We start from the raw sequence: 16,229 nt of genomic DNA, 5'->3' as shown, positions 1-16,229 counted from the left end.
GCCGGTAAAGTTACAATGTTCCCCGTTTCATTTGCTCCCGCTCAATGGACTCAAAGAGGGCCTTGAAATTCCCTGCACCGAAACCGCGTGCGCCCATGCGCTGAATGATCTCATAGAATAGGGTGGGCCTGTCCTCAACCGGCTTAGTGAAGATCTGTAATAAATAACCTTCTTCATCCGCATCCACTAAAATTCCCAAACTGGCGAGCACCTTGATGTCTTCTTTCATCATCTCCATGTGCTTCCCAAGTCGTTTCGGAATTTCTTCATAATAGGCGGGGGGAGGGGTTGACAAAAATTCTACACCACGTGCACGTAATTGGGAAACGGTATCAATGATATTATCCGTGGCCACAGCAATATGCTGCGCTCCGGGACCTTCGTAAAAGTCGATATACTCTTCAATCTGAGATTTTTTCTTTCCCTTTGCCGGCTCATTGATCGGAAATTTTATCCGGCCATTCCCATTAGACATCACCTTTGACATCAGAGCAGAATATTCGGTGTGAATGGTCTTGTCGTCGAACGATAGAAAGTTCACAAAGCCCATGACATCCTCATACCATTTCACCCAGGTGTTCATTTCTCCCCAGCCTACGTTTCCCACCATATGATCAATAAATTTTAATCCAACAGACGAAGGGTTGTAGTCAGACTTCCATTCCTGATACCCCGGTAAAAAGGGGCCTTTGTAATTTTTCCGTTCAACAAAAATGTGAACCGTCTCTCCATAAGTATGGATTCCGCTGCGAACAACTTCACCATGTTCATCTTTTTCCAGCGTAGGTTTCATGAACGGTTTTGCTCCACGTTTGGTTGTTTCTTCAAAAGCTGCTGTAGCGTCTTCTACCCAAAGGGCAATCACTTTTACCCCGTCGCCGTGTTTTCGCAGATGGTCATTGATCGGAGAAGCACTGTTGAGGGGAGTGGTTAGCACCAGCCGGATCTTATCTTGTTTCAGTACATAAGAAGCTTTGTCTCGTACTCCGGTCTCCAGGCCTGCATACGCCAGAGATTGAAAACCGAATGCAGTTTTGTAATAGTGAGAGGTCTGCTTTGCATTTCCCACATAAAACTCCACATGATCTGTACCCAGTAAAGGCAAAAAATCCTGAGCTCCCTCAAAGATCTTCTCCAGTCCGTATTCTACATTTTTAACCTGCTTTGACATATTCTTAATTTTCCCGTTTTAGTTTACTTGCCATTTACCCATTTACTTATTCCGTCCAGCTTTTATAATATTTCCCATCGTCAATTTTCATGGCTGCTTCCGTGACTTTGAGAGGTTTGAACGTGTCAACCATCACCGCCAATTCCTGAGTTTCTTTTTGACCGATGGATCGTTCCATCGCCCCGGGGGCAGGACCATGAGGAATTCCTTTTGGATGCAATGTAATATGACCCTGCTTGATATTATTCCGGCTCATGAAATCCCCGTCAATATAATACAGCACCTCGTCCGAGTCAATGTTGCTGTGATTGTAAGGTGCCGGAATAGCTTTTGGGTGGTAATCATACAATCTCGGACAAAAGGAACAAATAACATAAGTATCTGTTTCAAAATTCTGATGTACAGGAGGAGGTTGGTGTACTCTTCCGGTTATTGGTTCAAAATCATGGATGGAGAATCCATATGGAAAATTGTATCCGTCCCATCCAACAACATCAAAAGGATGTGTGGCATACACCACTTCATGGATCATGCCTTCCTTTCGGATCTTTATAAGAAAGTTCCCTTTCTTATCATGAGTCTCCAGTTTTTTGGGAAGTTTGAAATCGCGTTCACAGAAAGGGGAATGTTCCAGCAATTGTCCGAAGTGATTCCGGTATCTCTTAGGGGTATAAATAGGTGAAAAAGATTCGAGATACAGTAAACGGTTGTCTTTTCCGTCAAATTCGATCTGATAGATCATCCCGCGAGGAATGATCAGGTAGTCGCCGTATTTAAAATCAATATTCCCCATCATGGTACGCAATGTTCCGGAACCTCTGTGAATGAAAAGCAGTTCATCTGCATCTGCATTTTTGTAGAAATAGCCTTTCAAACTTTTCGTAGGTGCTGCCAATCCGAGATATACATCGTTATTTACGAGCAACGGAACACGGCTTTCCAGAAAATCTTCTTTTGGCTTAACGCTGAAACCTTCCAGAAGCATTGGGCGGATATTTTTACCAACGGCAATCTTTGGTTCCACGGAATAAGACTTCAAAATCTCCTTGATCTGCGTAGGCCGGTGCACATGATAGAGCAGGGAAGACATTCCTGAAAATCCTTCTGTTCCGAACAACTGCTCGTAATAGTGTTTCTTTCCGGGCGACTGGAATACCACGTGTCGTTTATGCGGGATTCTGCCGGATTTATGATAGATAGGCATAGGTCAAAAAGAATAGAAAAAAATATTGATAGATGAGGCGGCTGTAAAGAACGGAATGGGCGGATGAGAACAGAATCATTCCGGATTGCGCCTGGTGATACGCTTGTAGTTCGTCAACTCCCATGTACGGGAAAAGCAGGGTCCTTGCATGAAACAAAGCTACTAAGTTCAATACGGAATTGCAAATAGGCAGCTACTTGATTTTCATTAGCTTACCCGTCCTGCCATCGGCACTCCTCCAGATGTACATTCCCGGAGCAAGATCTCGCAGAATTTCTTCCGGATCAAGTTGTAAAACAGTAGTCCGGCGCAGGAGTTTTCCCTCGGGAGAGAAGAGTTCTATGGGTTGATTGGTGTTTAATTCCTGTGCAGACTGCATACCGGTGAGTCCTATCCAGAAATAATCTGTGTAAGTAATATTGTTGTATGTGGCTTCAAACTTCCATTGACCGGTCATGGCATTGCTTCCTGCAATCATCCACCAGTATACATAAGCTGCGTTGAAATTACCCCAGGTATTGGTCCACGGCCAACTCGACCATACGGCATTATTGGGTTGCGTGATGGTGATATTCACCACATCGTTATTTTGGAGAAAGCGGTAATAGGTCATCAGGAAGATGGTATCCGTTCCAAGAAACAGATCCTGTTCATTTTTTATGTCCTGGTTCGGACAGCTGCTGAATACCGGAGGTGCATTGTTGGTTTGAATATGGTTAATGGCGCGGTCGAGGTAAAGTCGCTGTGCTGCCCACCAGGATTGCGAGTTCATGGAGTTGCAGCTTCCCTGCCAGGGATCGATCAGGTTGTTGCCGGAATCATACACTTCCAGGTGAAGGTGAGGACCGGTGGAATTGCCGGAGCTTCCTACCACGCCAAGGTATTCGCCCTGTGCCACAGCATCGCCTACCTGTTTGGAGGTAAGAGAACCGTTTTTCATATGCCCGTACCAGGCCACGGATCCGTCGGCATGCTGAACATAAACGGCGTTCCAGTTATTGTTGTTGAAGCCGCAGCTCCGGTCAAAATTCCCATTCGATTTGTACACAATGATTCCTGCGGCTCCGGCGATAATTTCTACATCCAGACTGTCCATTTTATTCCAGGAGAAGGGCCACAGAAAAAAATCTGTGCCTTTATGGTTATAGCCGCTGGGTGTGTCATAAGTTCGTGTTCCGCAGTTATAATCCAGAAGTTGGTTGGGATAGGCAGGATTGTGATCTACGCCGCCGGAGATGGAATGATACCCGTACTGATTCAGGCCGCTGCGAAGTTGCATAGGCCAGTTCAGGAGGGTAAGCATTTCAGGATGAGGAGGGGGAAGGAGACCTTCTGCCATGAGCCGCTCACGGTTTTCCTCAATTTTTGCCATGATCATTGTGCGCTGTTCATCATTGAGGCACTCAGAATGTCCGGGATCATGGGAGTGGATTTGTCCGAAGCCGCTGTTTTGGGAGTACAGAGGCATTGCCGCCATAAGGAGCAGGGAAGGAAGGAACAGTTTCAGCATAGGCAAATATAATCCTTGCCGCCGATAAATCAGTTACCTTTAGGGCCGAATTAGCTGTACGTGCGATTTGAAGAGTTTAATCTGAACAAGGATCTGATGGAAGGCATTGCCTCCATCGGGTTTGAAACAGCCACCCCGATCCAGGAAAAGGCCATTCCCGTTATAACCTCCGGAAAGGACCTGATTGCGTGCGCCCAGACAGGTACTGGTAAAACCGCCGCCTTTTTACTTCCCATTCTCAGCAGGCTAACGGATCATCGGGTTGCTACGTGTAATACGCTTGTACTGGTTCCTACACGGGAACTCGCCCTGCAGATTGACCAGGCGCTGGATGGTTTCTCCTACTTTACTTCCGTAAGTTCCATTGCGATCTACGGAGGAACGGACGGCATTACCTTTGAAAGGGAAAAGAGAGCGCTTACCGAAGGCGCCAATGTGATTATTGCCACCCCCGGCCGGTTGATCGCGCACATCAATCAGCAATATGTGAAGTTCGGGGAACTCAAACATCTTGTTCTCGACGAGGCAGACCGTATGCTGGATATGGGTTTTCAGGAAGACATTCTGAAGATCATCAGCCATCTTCCCAAAGTGCGCCAGACGCTTTTGTTTTCCGCGACCATGCCACCGGAGATACGATCTTTCGCAAAGAAGATTTTGAATGCCCCGGAGGAAATAAGTATAGCTATTTCCAAACCCGCCGAGAAGATCCGGCAGGAAGCTTTTCTGGTTCATGATCCCCAGAAAAACGAGCTGATCACCCGTCTTCTGAAGGAAACAGATTACAAGAGTGTGCTGATCTTCTGTTCCCGTAAGGAAAAAGTGAAGGTGTTGCGGTTTGATCTGAAAAAGCTTGGGTTGGATGTAGATGCGATTCATTCAGACAGGGAGCAGCATGAACGGGAGGAGACCCTGAGGAATTTTTCATCCGGACGTGTGCGTATTTTAATAGCAACAGATATTTTATCGCGCGGCATCGACATTGAGAATATAGAATTGGTGATCAATTACGATGTGCCGCCGGATGCGGAGGATTATATCCACCGCATCGGTCGAACAGCGCGTGCTGAAAGAACGGGTCGTGCGATTACTTTTATCAATGGTTTTGATCAACGATCTTTTCAGCGGATTGAACGTCTTATGGAAAAGGAAGTGCCCAAACTTCCCATGCCGCAGGGCATGGCTCCCGGACCCGTTTGGGATCCTTCTAAAAAACCACCCGGCGGAGGAAAGAAAAGTTTTCACCGGGGAGGAAAGAAATCTTTTCGCGGGAACCGATAAACGGCTGTTTCCGCCGTTCAGATTTAATATAGATTTTTTGCGGAGAGGGTGGGATTACTTGCGTGATCCCTGCTCTCCCATGCAGTGGATCAAATCAGTGACGCTTACGCGTCGGGCCCCATTACATTTCAGAAAATTCAAGCAAGCTTGCTTTTCCTTCATTCCATTGGGCCTGACTGATTTGATCATCAGGCGGGAAAGGAGGTTCACAGTTCGAACCTCAATCCCCAAGATTTAGAGTTAATAATTGCATTTATTGAACAATATGGACATGAATTTGATTTAAACAACTCAAAGGTACAAAAAGGATGCTTTAATAATGAAACCTCGTAAAAACTTCCAACAGCCTTAGTCAAATTCTATTCTTCTCCACCTTCGCTCTTGGCTTAGCTAATATAAAGAGAACTTTTAATAACCTGAGTAAAACAGCCCTGCCACATACAATTACAGAGGAAATGATTTCTTGAAAGTCACTCAAAGAACAATGTCATTTTAACCTTATGTCGTACCAATACAAAACTATTTCCCGGATTTTTTCCGTGTTTTATCAAGCAACCTATTTAGTTCAATTGCCTCTTTGGGAGTGAGGTGGCTAACAAGTTTTTCAAATACCTGAACTTCCTTATTCATTTTTTCCATCAGGTGATAGCCTATGACATTTAATTTAACAATTACTTTTCTGCGATTAGATTGATCTCGCCTTCTTGCAATAAGATTTTCCCCCAAAAGCCTTTCCACAATGCGTGTTATGTCAGAATTTTTATCCAGCATCCGTCCTTTAATATTTGAAATCATTATGGGTTTAGGGTAACTGGCAAATAAAATTTTAAGGACATTAAACTGCTGTGCTGTCAGGTTGTATTTTTTCAGAATTTGCTGGTAGTTGTCAAATAGCCAACTGTTAGTATAATATATATTTACAAGAATTTTTTCGTATTCACTTCTGAAGTGATGGTAATTAACCTCTTTTTCTAACCTCATACATATTCTTTTGACAAATTTAAGGTTAATTGGCTTCCCTGAAAGGGTGCTTTAATTTTCCGAAGATATTCTGAGTAAAATATGGGATAGAATCCTGTTAGCCTTTTTTTGATCTGATATATGCAGGTCATTTTTACGCTTCATTAATATCTTTTGAAAACATTCAAAATTGTTTTTATCTACAACCGGAAGTATTTTCTCTACACAGGCAATAAAAGCGTCTGAGGGAGAAAATTCAAGCACCACTCTTAAAGCATCGCAAATTTCTTTATAATAATCGGGGGAAATCTTAGCAAGCACTACCAGAAGTTCAAGGAGACTATCTCTTACATCATCACCGCCTTTCAATATAACATCTGAAATCACATCCAACTTCTTAAATATTTTTTTGTGTTTGGCAGGAGCAAGAGCAATCAGGATTCTTAGGGAATTATTATAAAGTATATCCTTTTCTCCTACGCATATTTTAATAAATGAATCAACTTCTTTTTCCAGTAAAGAAGGATTGATTTGACTTATTTCATATATAATGCTTGAAGCAACTAAACACGCATCTTCATTTTCCTCTTCACATGCCAGAATTAATGTTTTAATATCGGTATATCTTTTTTCCTCCACCAGCGCGGCAGCACACTTTTTACTAAAAGCGGTATCGTGGGTTAGGTCTGATAATAATTGATTAAACCAAAGCATGCATATCTTTTTTTATGGGAAGCGAATTTATGATTAATTCAACACATTTGTCTAACCGTTGTTTGTTTAAACAATTATTGCTCGTTAATTTTGAAATAATCTATTCCAAATAATCATAAATAGCTGATATTCATTTATATAATAGTCTAAAATTAACACTTTTTTATCATTTAATACGAAAATTAATTTTGCAGGAAACTATAAAACATAAAAAAGTTTCCGTAGTTTTGCCGCTCATTTTTGATTAAGAGTGGAAACAGGAGATAGAATACTTGAAGGAGCCAGAGAATTATTCTTCAGCTATGGCATACGGAGTGTTTCTATGGACGACATCGCGCGCCACCTGGGGATGTCTAAAAAAACCGTATATCAAAATTTCAAAGATAAAGACGAGATTGTCAATACGCTATTGGCAACAAGTCTTAAAATTAACGATGAGCGTTTAAAACAATTAGAGAAGGATTCAAAGGATGCAGTTCAGGAGATTATTCTCATTATGAAACATATTTCTGAAATGTTCTCCCGGATTAATCCCAATCTCTTTTATGATATGCAGAAGTATTATCCTGAAGCATGGAAACGGTTTCAGGAATTCAAGCAACAGTCAATGATTAAAATGGTGGAGACGAATCTTAAACAAGGAATTCAGGAAAAATATTTCAGGAATGACATAGATGTGAAGATACTCGCAAAAATGCGTATTGAGCAGGTGGAAATGGCAATGAATCCGATGACATTCCCGCCTGATAAATTTAATATTATGGAAGTTCAGCTTACCATGATTGACCATTTTCTTCATGGGATAACAACCCTTAAAGGACATAAGCTCTTAAACAAGTACAAAAACATTAATGAAGATGAATAGAAACCATAAAAAAAATATGAACAGAGTAAAAATACTATTCCTTGCTGCTTTATTCGGGGTGAACATGTGTATAACGGCTCAAACATCCACGACCGAACAAGTCCAATCTTTTTCTTTGAAAGAAGCCATTGATTATGCTTTACTGCATAATGCGCTCAATGTGAATGCCGGGATTGATGTGCAAATGTCTGTTGCAAAGAAAAATGAAATCAGGGGTCTTGGTTTTCCGCAAATCAGCGGCAGTTTCGACTTGAAGGACTACGAAAAATTGCCTACCCAGCTTTTACCGGGCGAAGTTTTCGGTGGGCCTCCGGGTTCGTTTATCCCGGTACAGTTCGGAACAAAATATAATGCAACCGGTGGAATCCAAGCCACACTCGGAATATTCAACAGCGATTATATCGTTGCGCTCCAGTCCTCAAAAACATTTCTTGAACTATCCGAAAAAAATGCCCAGCGCACCAAGATCGAAACCGTTGTAGCAGTATCAAAAGGCTATTATGCCGTTCTGATTAACCGGCAGCGAATGCAATTGCTGGAAGCCAACATACTACGGTTAAAAAAACTGCTTGACGACACCAAAACGCTGAGTCAAAACGGCTTTGTGGAAAAAATAGATGTTGACCGCGTGGAAGTGTCCTATAACAATCTGATTTCTGAAAAAGAAAAAGTATCGCGCCTGATTACTGTAACAGAGTGTTTGCTGAAATTCCAGATGGGACTTGATATTTCAACTCCTATCCTGCTTACCGATACTATGAACTTTAATGAAATTCCACAGATGCCTGATACATCTGTTGCCGAAAAATTTGATTTTAAAAACCGCATTGAGTATTCTCTTCTTTTGAACCAACGAAAATTAAATGAATTGGATTTGAAAAGAAACAGAATGGGTTATTTGCCTACCGTTTTTCTTTACAGTAATCTCAGCACGCAAGCACAGCGAAACGAGTTTGATATTTTCAATACGAGCAAGAAGTGGTATCCGATAGGGATTATCGGGTTCACCATGAATGTTCCAATATTTGACGGGCTTCAGAAAAATTATCGCATTCAACAATCAAAACTTTCCCTGATAAAAACTCAGAATCTTATCTCTTATACGGAAAACGCCATGAAGCTGGAGATAAGTTCTACGCTTGCTGTTTACCAAAATGCGATTCAATCATTGACAACGCAAAAGAAAAATATGCAACTCGCAGAAGGGGTTTATGATGCCGCTAAAAAGAAATATGATGCAGGCGTGGGTTCAAACCTTGAAGTAATGAATGCGGAAACATCATTAAAAGAATCGCAGACCAATTATTACAACGCGTTGTATGAATACTATGTGGCAAAGGTGGACTTGGATAAAGCAACAGGATTAATCAAATAAATTTAATTATGAATATAAAACACAACCATACCCTTATGAAAAAACTGATTCTTTCAATCGCGGCCATTAGCATACTTGCTTCTTGCGGAAATAGCGATAAGCAAGCTCAAATTGACAAACTGAAAAAGCAGCGCTCGGAGATAGATGCCCAAATTAAAATTCTTGAGTCAGAATTATCGGGCAGCAATAAAGAAAATGTGAGAACAAAAAGTGTATCAATAAGTACACTCGGTTATCAGCCGTTTCAGCATTACATTGAGGTGCAGGGAAAAGTAGATGGAGACGAAAATGTAGTGGTTAGTGCGAAGATGGGTGGCGCAGTGAGTAAAATCATTGTAAAAGTGGGTGATAATGTAACGATGGGGCAGGTTCTTGCCGAATTAGACAATCAGGTGATTTTGCAGGGAATGGAAGAAGTAAAAACAGCTCTGAATTTTGCCAGCACGATGTACGATAAACAAAAAAATTTATGGGAACAGAAAATCGGGACCGAAGTGCAATACCTGTCGGCAAAAAGCAACAAGGAAAGTTTGGAAAAGAAACTTGCAACATTACAGGAGCAATTGGAAATGATGCAATTAAAATCACCCATAAACGGAACCGTTGACGGAATTGACATTAAAATAGGTCAAACCATCATGCCCGGTATGCCTGCTATTCGCGTAGTGAATTTCTCCAACTTGAAAGTGAAAGCTGAAGTGGCTGAATCATATTCCCCCAAGGTAAAAAAGGGTAATGAAGTGCTTATCTATTTCCCCGATATGAAAAGGGAAGTGCGCTCGGTAATCGGATATTCCACAAAAATGATTAACAATACCACGCGTACATTTATGGTAGAAAGCCCTTTGGAAAATGATTCGGAATATCAACTCAACATGATAGCGGTATTAAAAATTGTTGATTACAAACAGGATTCAAGCATTGTTGTTCCTTTAAACCTTATTCAGAATACGGACGGAAGCGATTATGTGTATGTTGCCGTAAACGAAGGAGGAAAAACAATCGCAAAAAAGAGAATAATTTCCGTAGGCCAGTTTTACAACGGAATTGTAGAAATCAAGAGCGGCTTAAATAAAGGAGATAAACTTATTGTTACCGGATTTCAGGATTTGAACGATGGCACATTGATAAAATTCTAATTCAGGGAAACATTAAAATATATAAGACAATATTATGATAGAGAAATTCAAAGAATTCAAACCATCCAGCTGGGCGATAAATAATAAAAGCGCCATATATATTATCACCATGTTCATAACTATAGCGGGGCTTATGTCCTACAATAGTTTGCCCAAGGAGCAGTTTCCTGACATCGTAATACCAACAATTTATGTCAGCACACCCTATCCCGGAACTTCTCCGAAGGATATTGAAAATCTTGTTACAAAACAGATTGAAAAACAGGTGAAATCCATATCGGGTGTAAAAAAAATAACGAGTAACTCCATACAGGATTTTTCCAATGTTATTGTGGAATTCAATACCAATGTGGATGTGCCCGTTGCAAAGCAAAAAGTGAAGGATGCAGTTGACAAAGCAAAAAAGGACTTGCCCACCGATTTGCCAGCCGACCCCAATGTAATGGAAGTTGAATTCTCTGAATTTCCGATACTTTTTGTAAATATTTCGGGTGACTATGATCTTGCTCAACTTAAAAAATATGCTGATGAACTTCAGGATAAAATAGAAGCGTTAAAGGAAATCACCCGTGTTGATATTGTTGGCGCTCTTGACCGTGAGATACAGATTAATGTGGATATGCACAAGATGAATGCCGTGAAACTTACTATGGGAGATATAGAAAGGGCTGTTTCATTTGAAAACAAGACTGTATCGGGAGGATATGTTACCATGAACGAAATGAACCGCACCATCAGCATAAGCGGAGAATTAAGGGATATTGAAACTCTGAAAAACATGGTGGTCAATTCCATGTCAGGCGCTCCGGTTTATCTAAAAGATGTTGCTGAAATAAAAGACAGTTACAAAGAGCAGGAAAGTTATGGACGGCTGGATAAAAAAAATGTAATTACCCTCAATGTAATCAAAAGAGGCGGAGAAAATCTTATCAATTCTTCTGATAAGATTAAGGACATTATTGAACAGATGAAAAAAGTGTCCTTTCCTGAAGGATTGAATGTGAGCGTTTCAGGAGACCTGTCGGACAGAACAAGAATTACGCTTCATGACCTCATCAATACGATTGTCATCGGTTTCATACTTGTTACCATTATCCTTATGTTTTTTATGGGAGCGACCAATGCCATGTTTGTCGGATTATCCGTTCCGCTTTCTATGTTCATCGCATTCCTTATTCTTCCGGGAATCGGATTTACACTCAATATGATTGTGCTTTTTGGATTCCTTCTCGGCTTGGGTATAGTGGTGGACGATGCTATTGTTGTAATTGAAAACACACACAGGATCTATCAGCAGGGCAAATTGGATATTAAGAGTGCCGCTAAAAAAGCTGTGGGCGAAGTGTTTCTTCCTGTGTTATCTGGAACCGCCACGACCCTCGCTCCTTTTTTCCCGCTTGCGTTTTGGGGCGGCACTATCGGCAAGTTCATGCACTTTCTGCCTATCACGCTTATTATTACCCTCACTGCCTCTCTTGTTGTAGCATACATAATAAATCCTGTTTTTGCAGTTGATTTTATGAAAAAGGATGAAGAAAATGCTACCGCTGTAAATCGCAGGGCAATTTTTATCAGAACCATTCCCTTCCTTGCCATTTCTGTTATATTTTACCTGTTTGGCTCCTTCGGCATTGGAAATTTTATTGTATTGATGTTGATTCTTTATCTCGTTTATCATTTATTCCTTAAAAAAGTAATTTTCAGGTTTCAGGAACATACATGGCCCTCCGTACAAAACATCTACGCGAAATTTTTGAACTGGGCATTGAACAAACCGAGAACAATTGTATTTGGAACTATCGGCTTGCTTGTACTGGCTGTTTTTCTTACCGTAATCAGAAATCCGAAGGTTGTTTTTTTTCCTAAAGCAGATCCAAACTTTGTGTATGTCTACTTAACGCTTCCTGTGGGTACAAATCAGGCGCATACCGATTCGGTTGCAAAAATTGTGGAGAAAAGAGTATATTCAGTTATCGGTGAAAACAACCCGATGGTAAAATCGGTAATTACTAATGTAACCATTGGCGCATCAGAATCAAGGGATGACAGAGGCGCATATACTAATAAAGCCAAAGTGGGAGTTGAATTCGTTCAGTTTGCAGAACGGCATGGAGAATCCACTATGGAATATCTTAACAAAATACGCGATGCGGTAAAAGATTTTCCCGGTGTTGAAATATCGGTTGACCAGGAGCAGTTCGGACCACCCGTGAGTAAACCCATAAATATTGAAATAAGCGGTGAAAAATTTGAAGACCTGATTTATGCCTCACAATTGGCAAAAAAGTATCTTGATTCATTGCAGATTCCGGGAGTTGAGGAATTAAAATCCGATTTGCAAACCAATAAGCCGGAAATAGCATTTGTGCTGGACAGAGAACGCGCCAACCGCGAAGGCATCTCAACAGGGCAAATTGGGATGGAAATACGAAATGCGGTATTTGGAAAAGAAATTTCGAGATACAAAGATGAAAATGACGATTATCCAATTCAACTCAGGTATCTTGAAGAACAAAGGAAAAACATCGAAGTGCTCAAGGACCTTAAAATCACTTACCGCGATATGAACATGGGAGGCGCAATCCGCCAAGTACCTCTTTCCGCCTTTGCCGAGGTAAAATATACAAATACTTATGGAGGCATAAAACGAAAAAATCAGAAGCGGGTGGTAACTCTTACTTCAAATGTACTAAGCGGTTATAATCCGAACAATGTAGTTTCAGGTATTCAGACAGCATTGGTGGGATTAAATGTTCCGGAAGGTGTGGAAATAAACATGACGGGTGAACGAGAGGAGCAAATGGAAGCCGCCACCTTTCTAAGAAACTCCCTCCTTATTTCTATCGGAATTATTCTGCTTATCCTGATTATGCAATTCAACTCCATAAGCAAAACACTCATCATCCTGAGTGAAATTATTTTCAGCATTATTGGTGTGCTTCTCGGTTTAGCCATTTTCCGTATGGATTTGACTATTGTAATGACTGGAATTGGTATAGTGGCTCTTGCAGGAATTGTGGTTCGGAACGGAATTTTGCTGGTGGAATTTACGGATATGCTCATGGAAGAAGGCAAACCTGTTAGAGATGCCATTATTGAGGCAGGAAGAATCAGGATGACCCCTGTTCTTTTAACCGCAACCGCTACTGTTCTTGGAATGATACCGCTTGCCATCGGTTTCAATATTGATTTTGTAACGATGTTCTCCGAACTCAATCCTAAAATTCATTTCGGGGGAGACAGCGTTGCTTTTTGGGGTCCTCTCTCGTGGACAATCATTTTTGGTTTGTTGTTTGCCACTTTCATCACACTCATCATTGTTCCTGTTCTTTATTTAATGGCGGCCAAAACAAAAGAGCGCGTAAAAAAAGTGAGAGTTAAAATTTCCGATGCAGGCAAACGCTTCAGCCCGAAATCAGTGGAAAGGAACGGAAACTGATAAATGAAGTTGTATTTCAATAAGCTGAAAACAAAATGGAAGATTAACAGCAATTGGCAGTTGTTGTTGATCTTTCTTGTTTTCTCACTTGCAGGGTTCTCTGTAGTTAAATTTCGCAAACTGTTTTTCATGCTTGTAGGGATAGAAGACGATACCGCTTTATGGATAAAAACAATTACCTATATACTGTTTATCTTTCCTGCTTACCAGTTATTGTTATTGCTTTATGGATTCCTGTTAGGACAGTTTTCCTTCTTTTGGGAGAAAGAAAAGAAACTTTTCCAATCAATAAGCTGTCGATTTAAAAAATAGATGCCAAAAATAACTATTAGGTAAAACCTTCGCCATATTGAAACAGAGTTAAAAATACATGAATGAAAAGATTAAAATAGCATGTGTATCATACCTCAATGCAAAGCCATTCATATACGGACTTAAAAAATCTTCTTTGATTCATGCGATTGACCTTACTCTTGACAATCCCGCCCGCTGTGCTGAGAAATTCCTTTCAGGAGAAGTTGACCTTGCCTTGATTCCGGTTGGAGAGTTTCCTCTCTTGAAAAGAAAAATCATAGTATCGGATTATTGCATAAGTGCCGAAAAAATAGTTGCTTCTGTCATGTTGTTCAGCCATGTGCCTATCCACCAAGTGAAAAGAATATACCTTGATTACCAATCCAAAACATCTGTTCTTCTTGTTAAATTTTTGGCAAAGCACCATTGGTGTATCTCTCCTGAATGGATTGATGCCAGCGAGGGATATGAGAAGGAAATACAAAATGATACTGCCGGATTAATTATTGGCGACAGGGCGTTACTTTTATCTCATAAATTCACTTATAAATATGATCTGGTAACTGAATGGAATAAAGTAACCCACTTCCCATTCACTTTTGCCTGCTGGGTGGCAAACAAGAAACTCCCTCCCCAATTTGTGAACGATTTCAATTCAGCCCTTTGTAACGGAGTAAATCAGATTGAGAAAATGATTGGAGAAATAAAAAAGGAAAAATCTTATGAAAAAATTGACCTGCATGATTATTTTACCAATTGCATCAAATATAATTTTGATGAGGAGAAAAAGGACGGAGTGCGTGTTTTCCTTGCCTTTGCAGGATTTGGTGTCGGACATTTTTAACTTACTATAATTCATAAAGACAATTCACTTAATCCAAAAAGATGAACAGCATCGCATATTATATCGTAAAACCTGACGACATAAAAGCAATTGAACTTATTGCCGATTGGTATTTAAAGGAATGGAACATTCCTGCAAATACAACAATTCAACGACTGACAGCCTTGCCGCTTGAAAGTGTGCCATTTCAAGTAATGATGACACTTGACGGATTGCCAATAGCAACAGGGGGGCTTTATAACCACATTGCACAACACGACCATGAACCATACTTTAAAATTTCCGGAGCTTGGTTTACCCTGATGTACACAACAAACGAAAATCGGAATCGTGGCTATGGGGCATTGCTTTGTGAAAAAATAAAAGACCTTTCAAAAGGGTTTGGGCTAAAAGAAATTTTTCTATTTGCATACACCGGAGAAACGCTTTATAAACGACTTGGCTGGCAAGAAATAGCGAGAATTAGGTCTAAAGACAGAGACATCGCTGTAATGGAAACAAAACTGGGATAGGTTGGAAAATTTGACTTAAAAATTATTTAAAAACAGTTAATAGGATGAACTGTTAATTAAATTAACTATACTTGTGTTCATGGAAAACTTATTGCTTGGTAAAGCATTTGCTGTTTTGCTCGTCTATTTGATTAAATAAACCCAAAAATGAACTTACTGAAGATATCAAAAGCATTAGCTGACGGAACCCGCTACAAAATATTGAAAACTCTTATGGATAAAGGTGAAATAAGTTGCGGTGAATTAGAGAGCCATTTTACGCTTTCCCAACCCACCATTTCGCATCACCTTAAAATACTTTATGATTGCGGACTTATCACTGCTCAGAAGGATGGACAACATTCGTTATTGTCCGTCAATAAGAAAACACTTCAAAAATATCTTCAGACCATTGAAGGCGACTTGGTTAAATAATTTTTTAATAAATATATAGATACATATAAATATATCTATTACATTTGACTGGTAAAAACCATTTTAAACCTAAAAACCGAAATTATGAATCTTAAAGAAAAAATTGAAGAAATGAACCGCATGATAATAAGCGGTAATAACATGGAAGCATTTGAAAAATACTACCATGATGATGTGGTCATGCAGGAAAATAATCATCCGCCCACCGCAGGAAAGGCAGCTAACCGCGAGCGCGAGAAAAAGGCGCAGGAGCAGATGATGGCATCCATAGAACAGTTTCACGGGGCACAGGCTAAAGCGGTGGCAATTGGCGATGATACAACAATGGTAGAATGGGCGTTTGATATGACCTACAAAGGCGGACAGCGTTCAAAAATGGAACAGGTTGCTGTTCAGAAATGGAAAGACGGAAAAATAATCCATGAGCGTTTTTATTATTCAGCCAATTAACAATATACGGGGAACTGGCAATTGCGTTGTGATTGTTGTTCCATGCATTCATTATTA

Annotated in this window: 14 protein-coding genes; 9 read left to right on the top strand and 5 right to left on the bottom strand. The window is 40.4% G+C overall.

Features of this window, described 5'->3' with window-relative positions:
- Window positions 1-10 precede the first annotated feature (10 nt).
- The 3 genes from hppD to IT233_07910 form a co-directional block, all read right to left on the bottom strand.
- Complete coding sequence (gene hppD / locus IT233_07920) at window positions 11-1,171, bottom strand: 4-hydroxyphenylpyruvate dioxygenase (protein ID MCC7302552.1); 1,161 nt, start codon at window positions 1,169-1,171, stop codon at window positions 11-13.
- A 46-nt stretch (window positions 1,172-1,217) separates the two neighbouring features.
- Entirely contained in the window at window positions 1,218-2,375 is a 1,158-nt protein-coding gene (locus tag IT233_07915) for a homogentisate 1,2-dioxygenase (GenBank protein MCC7302551.1), read from the bottom strand.
- A gap of 193 nt (window positions 2,376-2,568) precedes the next feature.
- Window positions 2,569-3,885: a M23 family metallopeptidase gene (locus IT233_07910; GenBank protein MCC7302550.1), complete on the bottom strand. Its 1,317-nt coding sequence runs from the start codon at window positions 3,883-3,885 to the stop codon at window positions 2,569-2,571.
- 60 nt (window positions 3,886-3,945) lie between these two features.
- Here IT233_07910 and IT233_07905 point away from each other — a divergent pair, with 60 nt between their 5' ends.
- A complete protein-coding gene (locus IT233_07905) occupies window positions 3,946-5,166 on the top strand; it encodes a DEAD/DEAH box helicase (protein ID MCC7302549.1) in 1,221 nt (406 codons plus the stop codon).
- 519 nt (window positions 5,167-5,685) lie between these two features.
- On the opposite strand, the gene IT233_07900 is transcribed toward IT233_07905, so the two are convergent.
- Together IT233_07900 and IT233_07895 are read right to left on the bottom strand one after the other, a co-directional pair.
- A complete protein-coding gene (locus IT233_07900; protein MCC7302548.1) occupies window positions 5,686-6,147 on the bottom strand; it encodes a MarR family transcriptional regulator in 462 nt (153 codons plus the stop codon).
- A gap of 51 nt (window positions 6,148-6,198) precedes the next feature.
- Window positions 6,199-6,840: a hypothetical protein gene (locus IT233_07895; GenBank protein ID MCC7302547.1), complete on the bottom strand. Its 642-nt coding sequence runs from the start codon at window positions 6,838-6,840 to the stop codon at window positions 6,199-6,201.
- 250 nt (window positions 6,841-7,090) lie between these two features.
- On the opposite strand from IT233_07895, the gene IT233_07890 reads away from it, so the two are divergent.
- From IT233_07890 to IT233_07855, 8 genes are all read left to right on the top strand, one after another.
- Complete coding sequence (locus IT233_07890) at window positions 7,091-7,705, top strand: TetR/AcrR family transcriptional regulator (protein MCC7302546.1); 615 nt, start codon at window positions 7,091-7,093, stop codon at window positions 7,703-7,705.
- A gap of 16 nt (window positions 7,706-7,721) precedes the next feature.
- Entirely contained in the window at window positions 7,722-9,080 is a 1,359-nt protein-coding gene (locus IT233_07885; protein ID MCC7302545.1) for a TolC family protein, read from the top strand.
- A gap of 35 nt (window positions 9,081-9,115) precedes the next feature.
- On the top strand, window positions 9,116-10,219 hold the full coding sequence (locus IT233_07880) for an efflux RND transporter periplasmic adaptor subunit (protein ID MCC7302544.1): 1,104 nt from the start codon (window positions 9,116-9,118) through the stop codon (window positions 10,217-10,219).
- A gap of 34 nt (window positions 10,220-10,253) precedes the next feature.
- Complete coding sequence (locus tag IT233_07875) at window positions 10,254-13,658, top strand: efflux RND transporter permease subunit (GenBank protein MCC7302543.1); 3,405 nt, start codon at window positions 10,254-10,256, stop codon at window positions 13,656-13,658.
- A gap of 370 nt (window positions 13,659-14,028) precedes the next feature.
- The gene (locus IT233_07870) at window positions 14,029-14,796 is read left to right on the top strand and encodes a menaquinone biosynthesis protein (protein ID MCC7302542.1); all 768 of its coding nucleotides are present in this window, start codon (window positions 14,029-14,031) and stop codon (window positions 14,794-14,796) included.
- A gap of 41 nt (window positions 14,797-14,837) precedes the next feature.
- Complete coding sequence (locus IT233_07865; protein MCC7302541.1) at window positions 14,838-15,308, top strand: GNAT family N-acetyltransferase; 471 nt, start codon at window positions 14,838-14,840, stop codon at window positions 15,306-15,308.
- Window positions 15,309-15,455: 147 nt separating this feature from the next.
- Window positions 15,456-15,722 (top strand): helix-turn-helix transcriptional regulator, encoded by a 267-nt coding sequence (locus IT233_07860; protein MCC7302540.1) that lies wholly within the window; start codon window positions 15,456-15,458, stop codon window positions 15,720-15,722.
- 84 nt (window positions 15,723-15,806) lie between these two features.
- Window positions 15,807-16,172, top strand: coding sequence for a nuclear transport factor 2 family protein (locus IT233_07855; GenBank protein ID MCC7302539.1), 366 nt, complete (start codon window positions 15,807-15,809; stop codon window positions 16,170-16,172).
- The last annotated feature ends 57 nt before the right edge of the window (window positions 16,173-16,229 follow it).

The organism is Bacteroidia bacterium, from assembly GCA_020852255.1.
Taxonomy (GTDB): Bacteria; Bacteroidota; Bacteroidia; order JADZBD01; family JADZBD01; genus JADZBD01.
Note: the sequence above shows the minus strand (reverse complement) of the source record. Positions and strands in the feature narration are given on the sequence as shown.

What these genes read in the sequence shown, in the direction of transcription:
- IT233_07870 (MCC7302542.1), top strand. Translation starts at nt 14,029, where the DNA reads ATGAATGAAAAGATTAAAATAGCATGTGTATCATACCTCAATGCAAAG.
- hppD (MCC7302552.1), bottom strand. Translation starts at nt 1,171, where the DNA reads ATGTCAAAGCAGGTTAAAAATGTAGAATACGGACTGGAGAAGATCTTT.
- IT233_07910 (MCC7302550.1), bottom strand. Translation starts at nt 3,885, where the DNA reads ATGCTGAAACTGTTCCTTCCTTCCCTGCTCCTTATGGCGGCAATGCCT.
- IT233_07895 (MCC7302547.1), bottom strand. Translation starts at nt 6,840, where the DNA reads ATGCTTTGGTTTAATCAATTATTATCAGACCTAACCCACGATACCGCT.
- IT233_07885 (MCC7302545.1), top strand. Translation starts at nt 7,722, where the DNA reads ATGAACAGAGTAAAAATACTATTCCTTGCTGCTTTATTCGGGGTGAAC.
- IT233_07860 (MCC7302540.1), top strand. Translation starts at nt 15,456, where the DNA reads ATGAACTTACTGAAGATATCAAAAGCATTAGCTGACGGAACCCGCTAC.
- IT233_07875 (MCC7302543.1), top strand. Translation starts at nt 10,254, where the DNA reads ATGATAGAGAAATTCAAAGAATTCAAACCATCCAGCTGGGCGATAAAT.
- IT233_07880 (MCC7302544.1), top strand. Translation starts at nt 9,116, where the DNA reads ATGAAAAAACTGATTCTTTCAATCGCGGCCATTAGCATACTTGCTTCT.
- IT233_07900 (MCC7302548.1), bottom strand. Translation starts at nt 6,147, where the DNA reads ATGAGGTTAGAAAAAGAGGTTAATTACCATCACTTCAGAAGTGAATAC.
- IT233_07855 (MCC7302539.1), top strand. Translation starts at nt 15,807, where the DNA reads ATGAATCTTAAAGAAAAAATTGAAGAAATGAACCGCATGATAATAAGC.
- IT233_07865 (MCC7302541.1), top strand. Translation starts at nt 14,838, where the DNA reads ATGAACAGCATCGCATATTATATCGTAAAACCTGACGACATAAAAGCA.
- IT233_07915 (MCC7302551.1), bottom strand. Translation starts at nt 2,375, where the DNA reads ATGCCTATCTATCATAAATCCGGCAGAATCCCGCATAAACGACACGTG.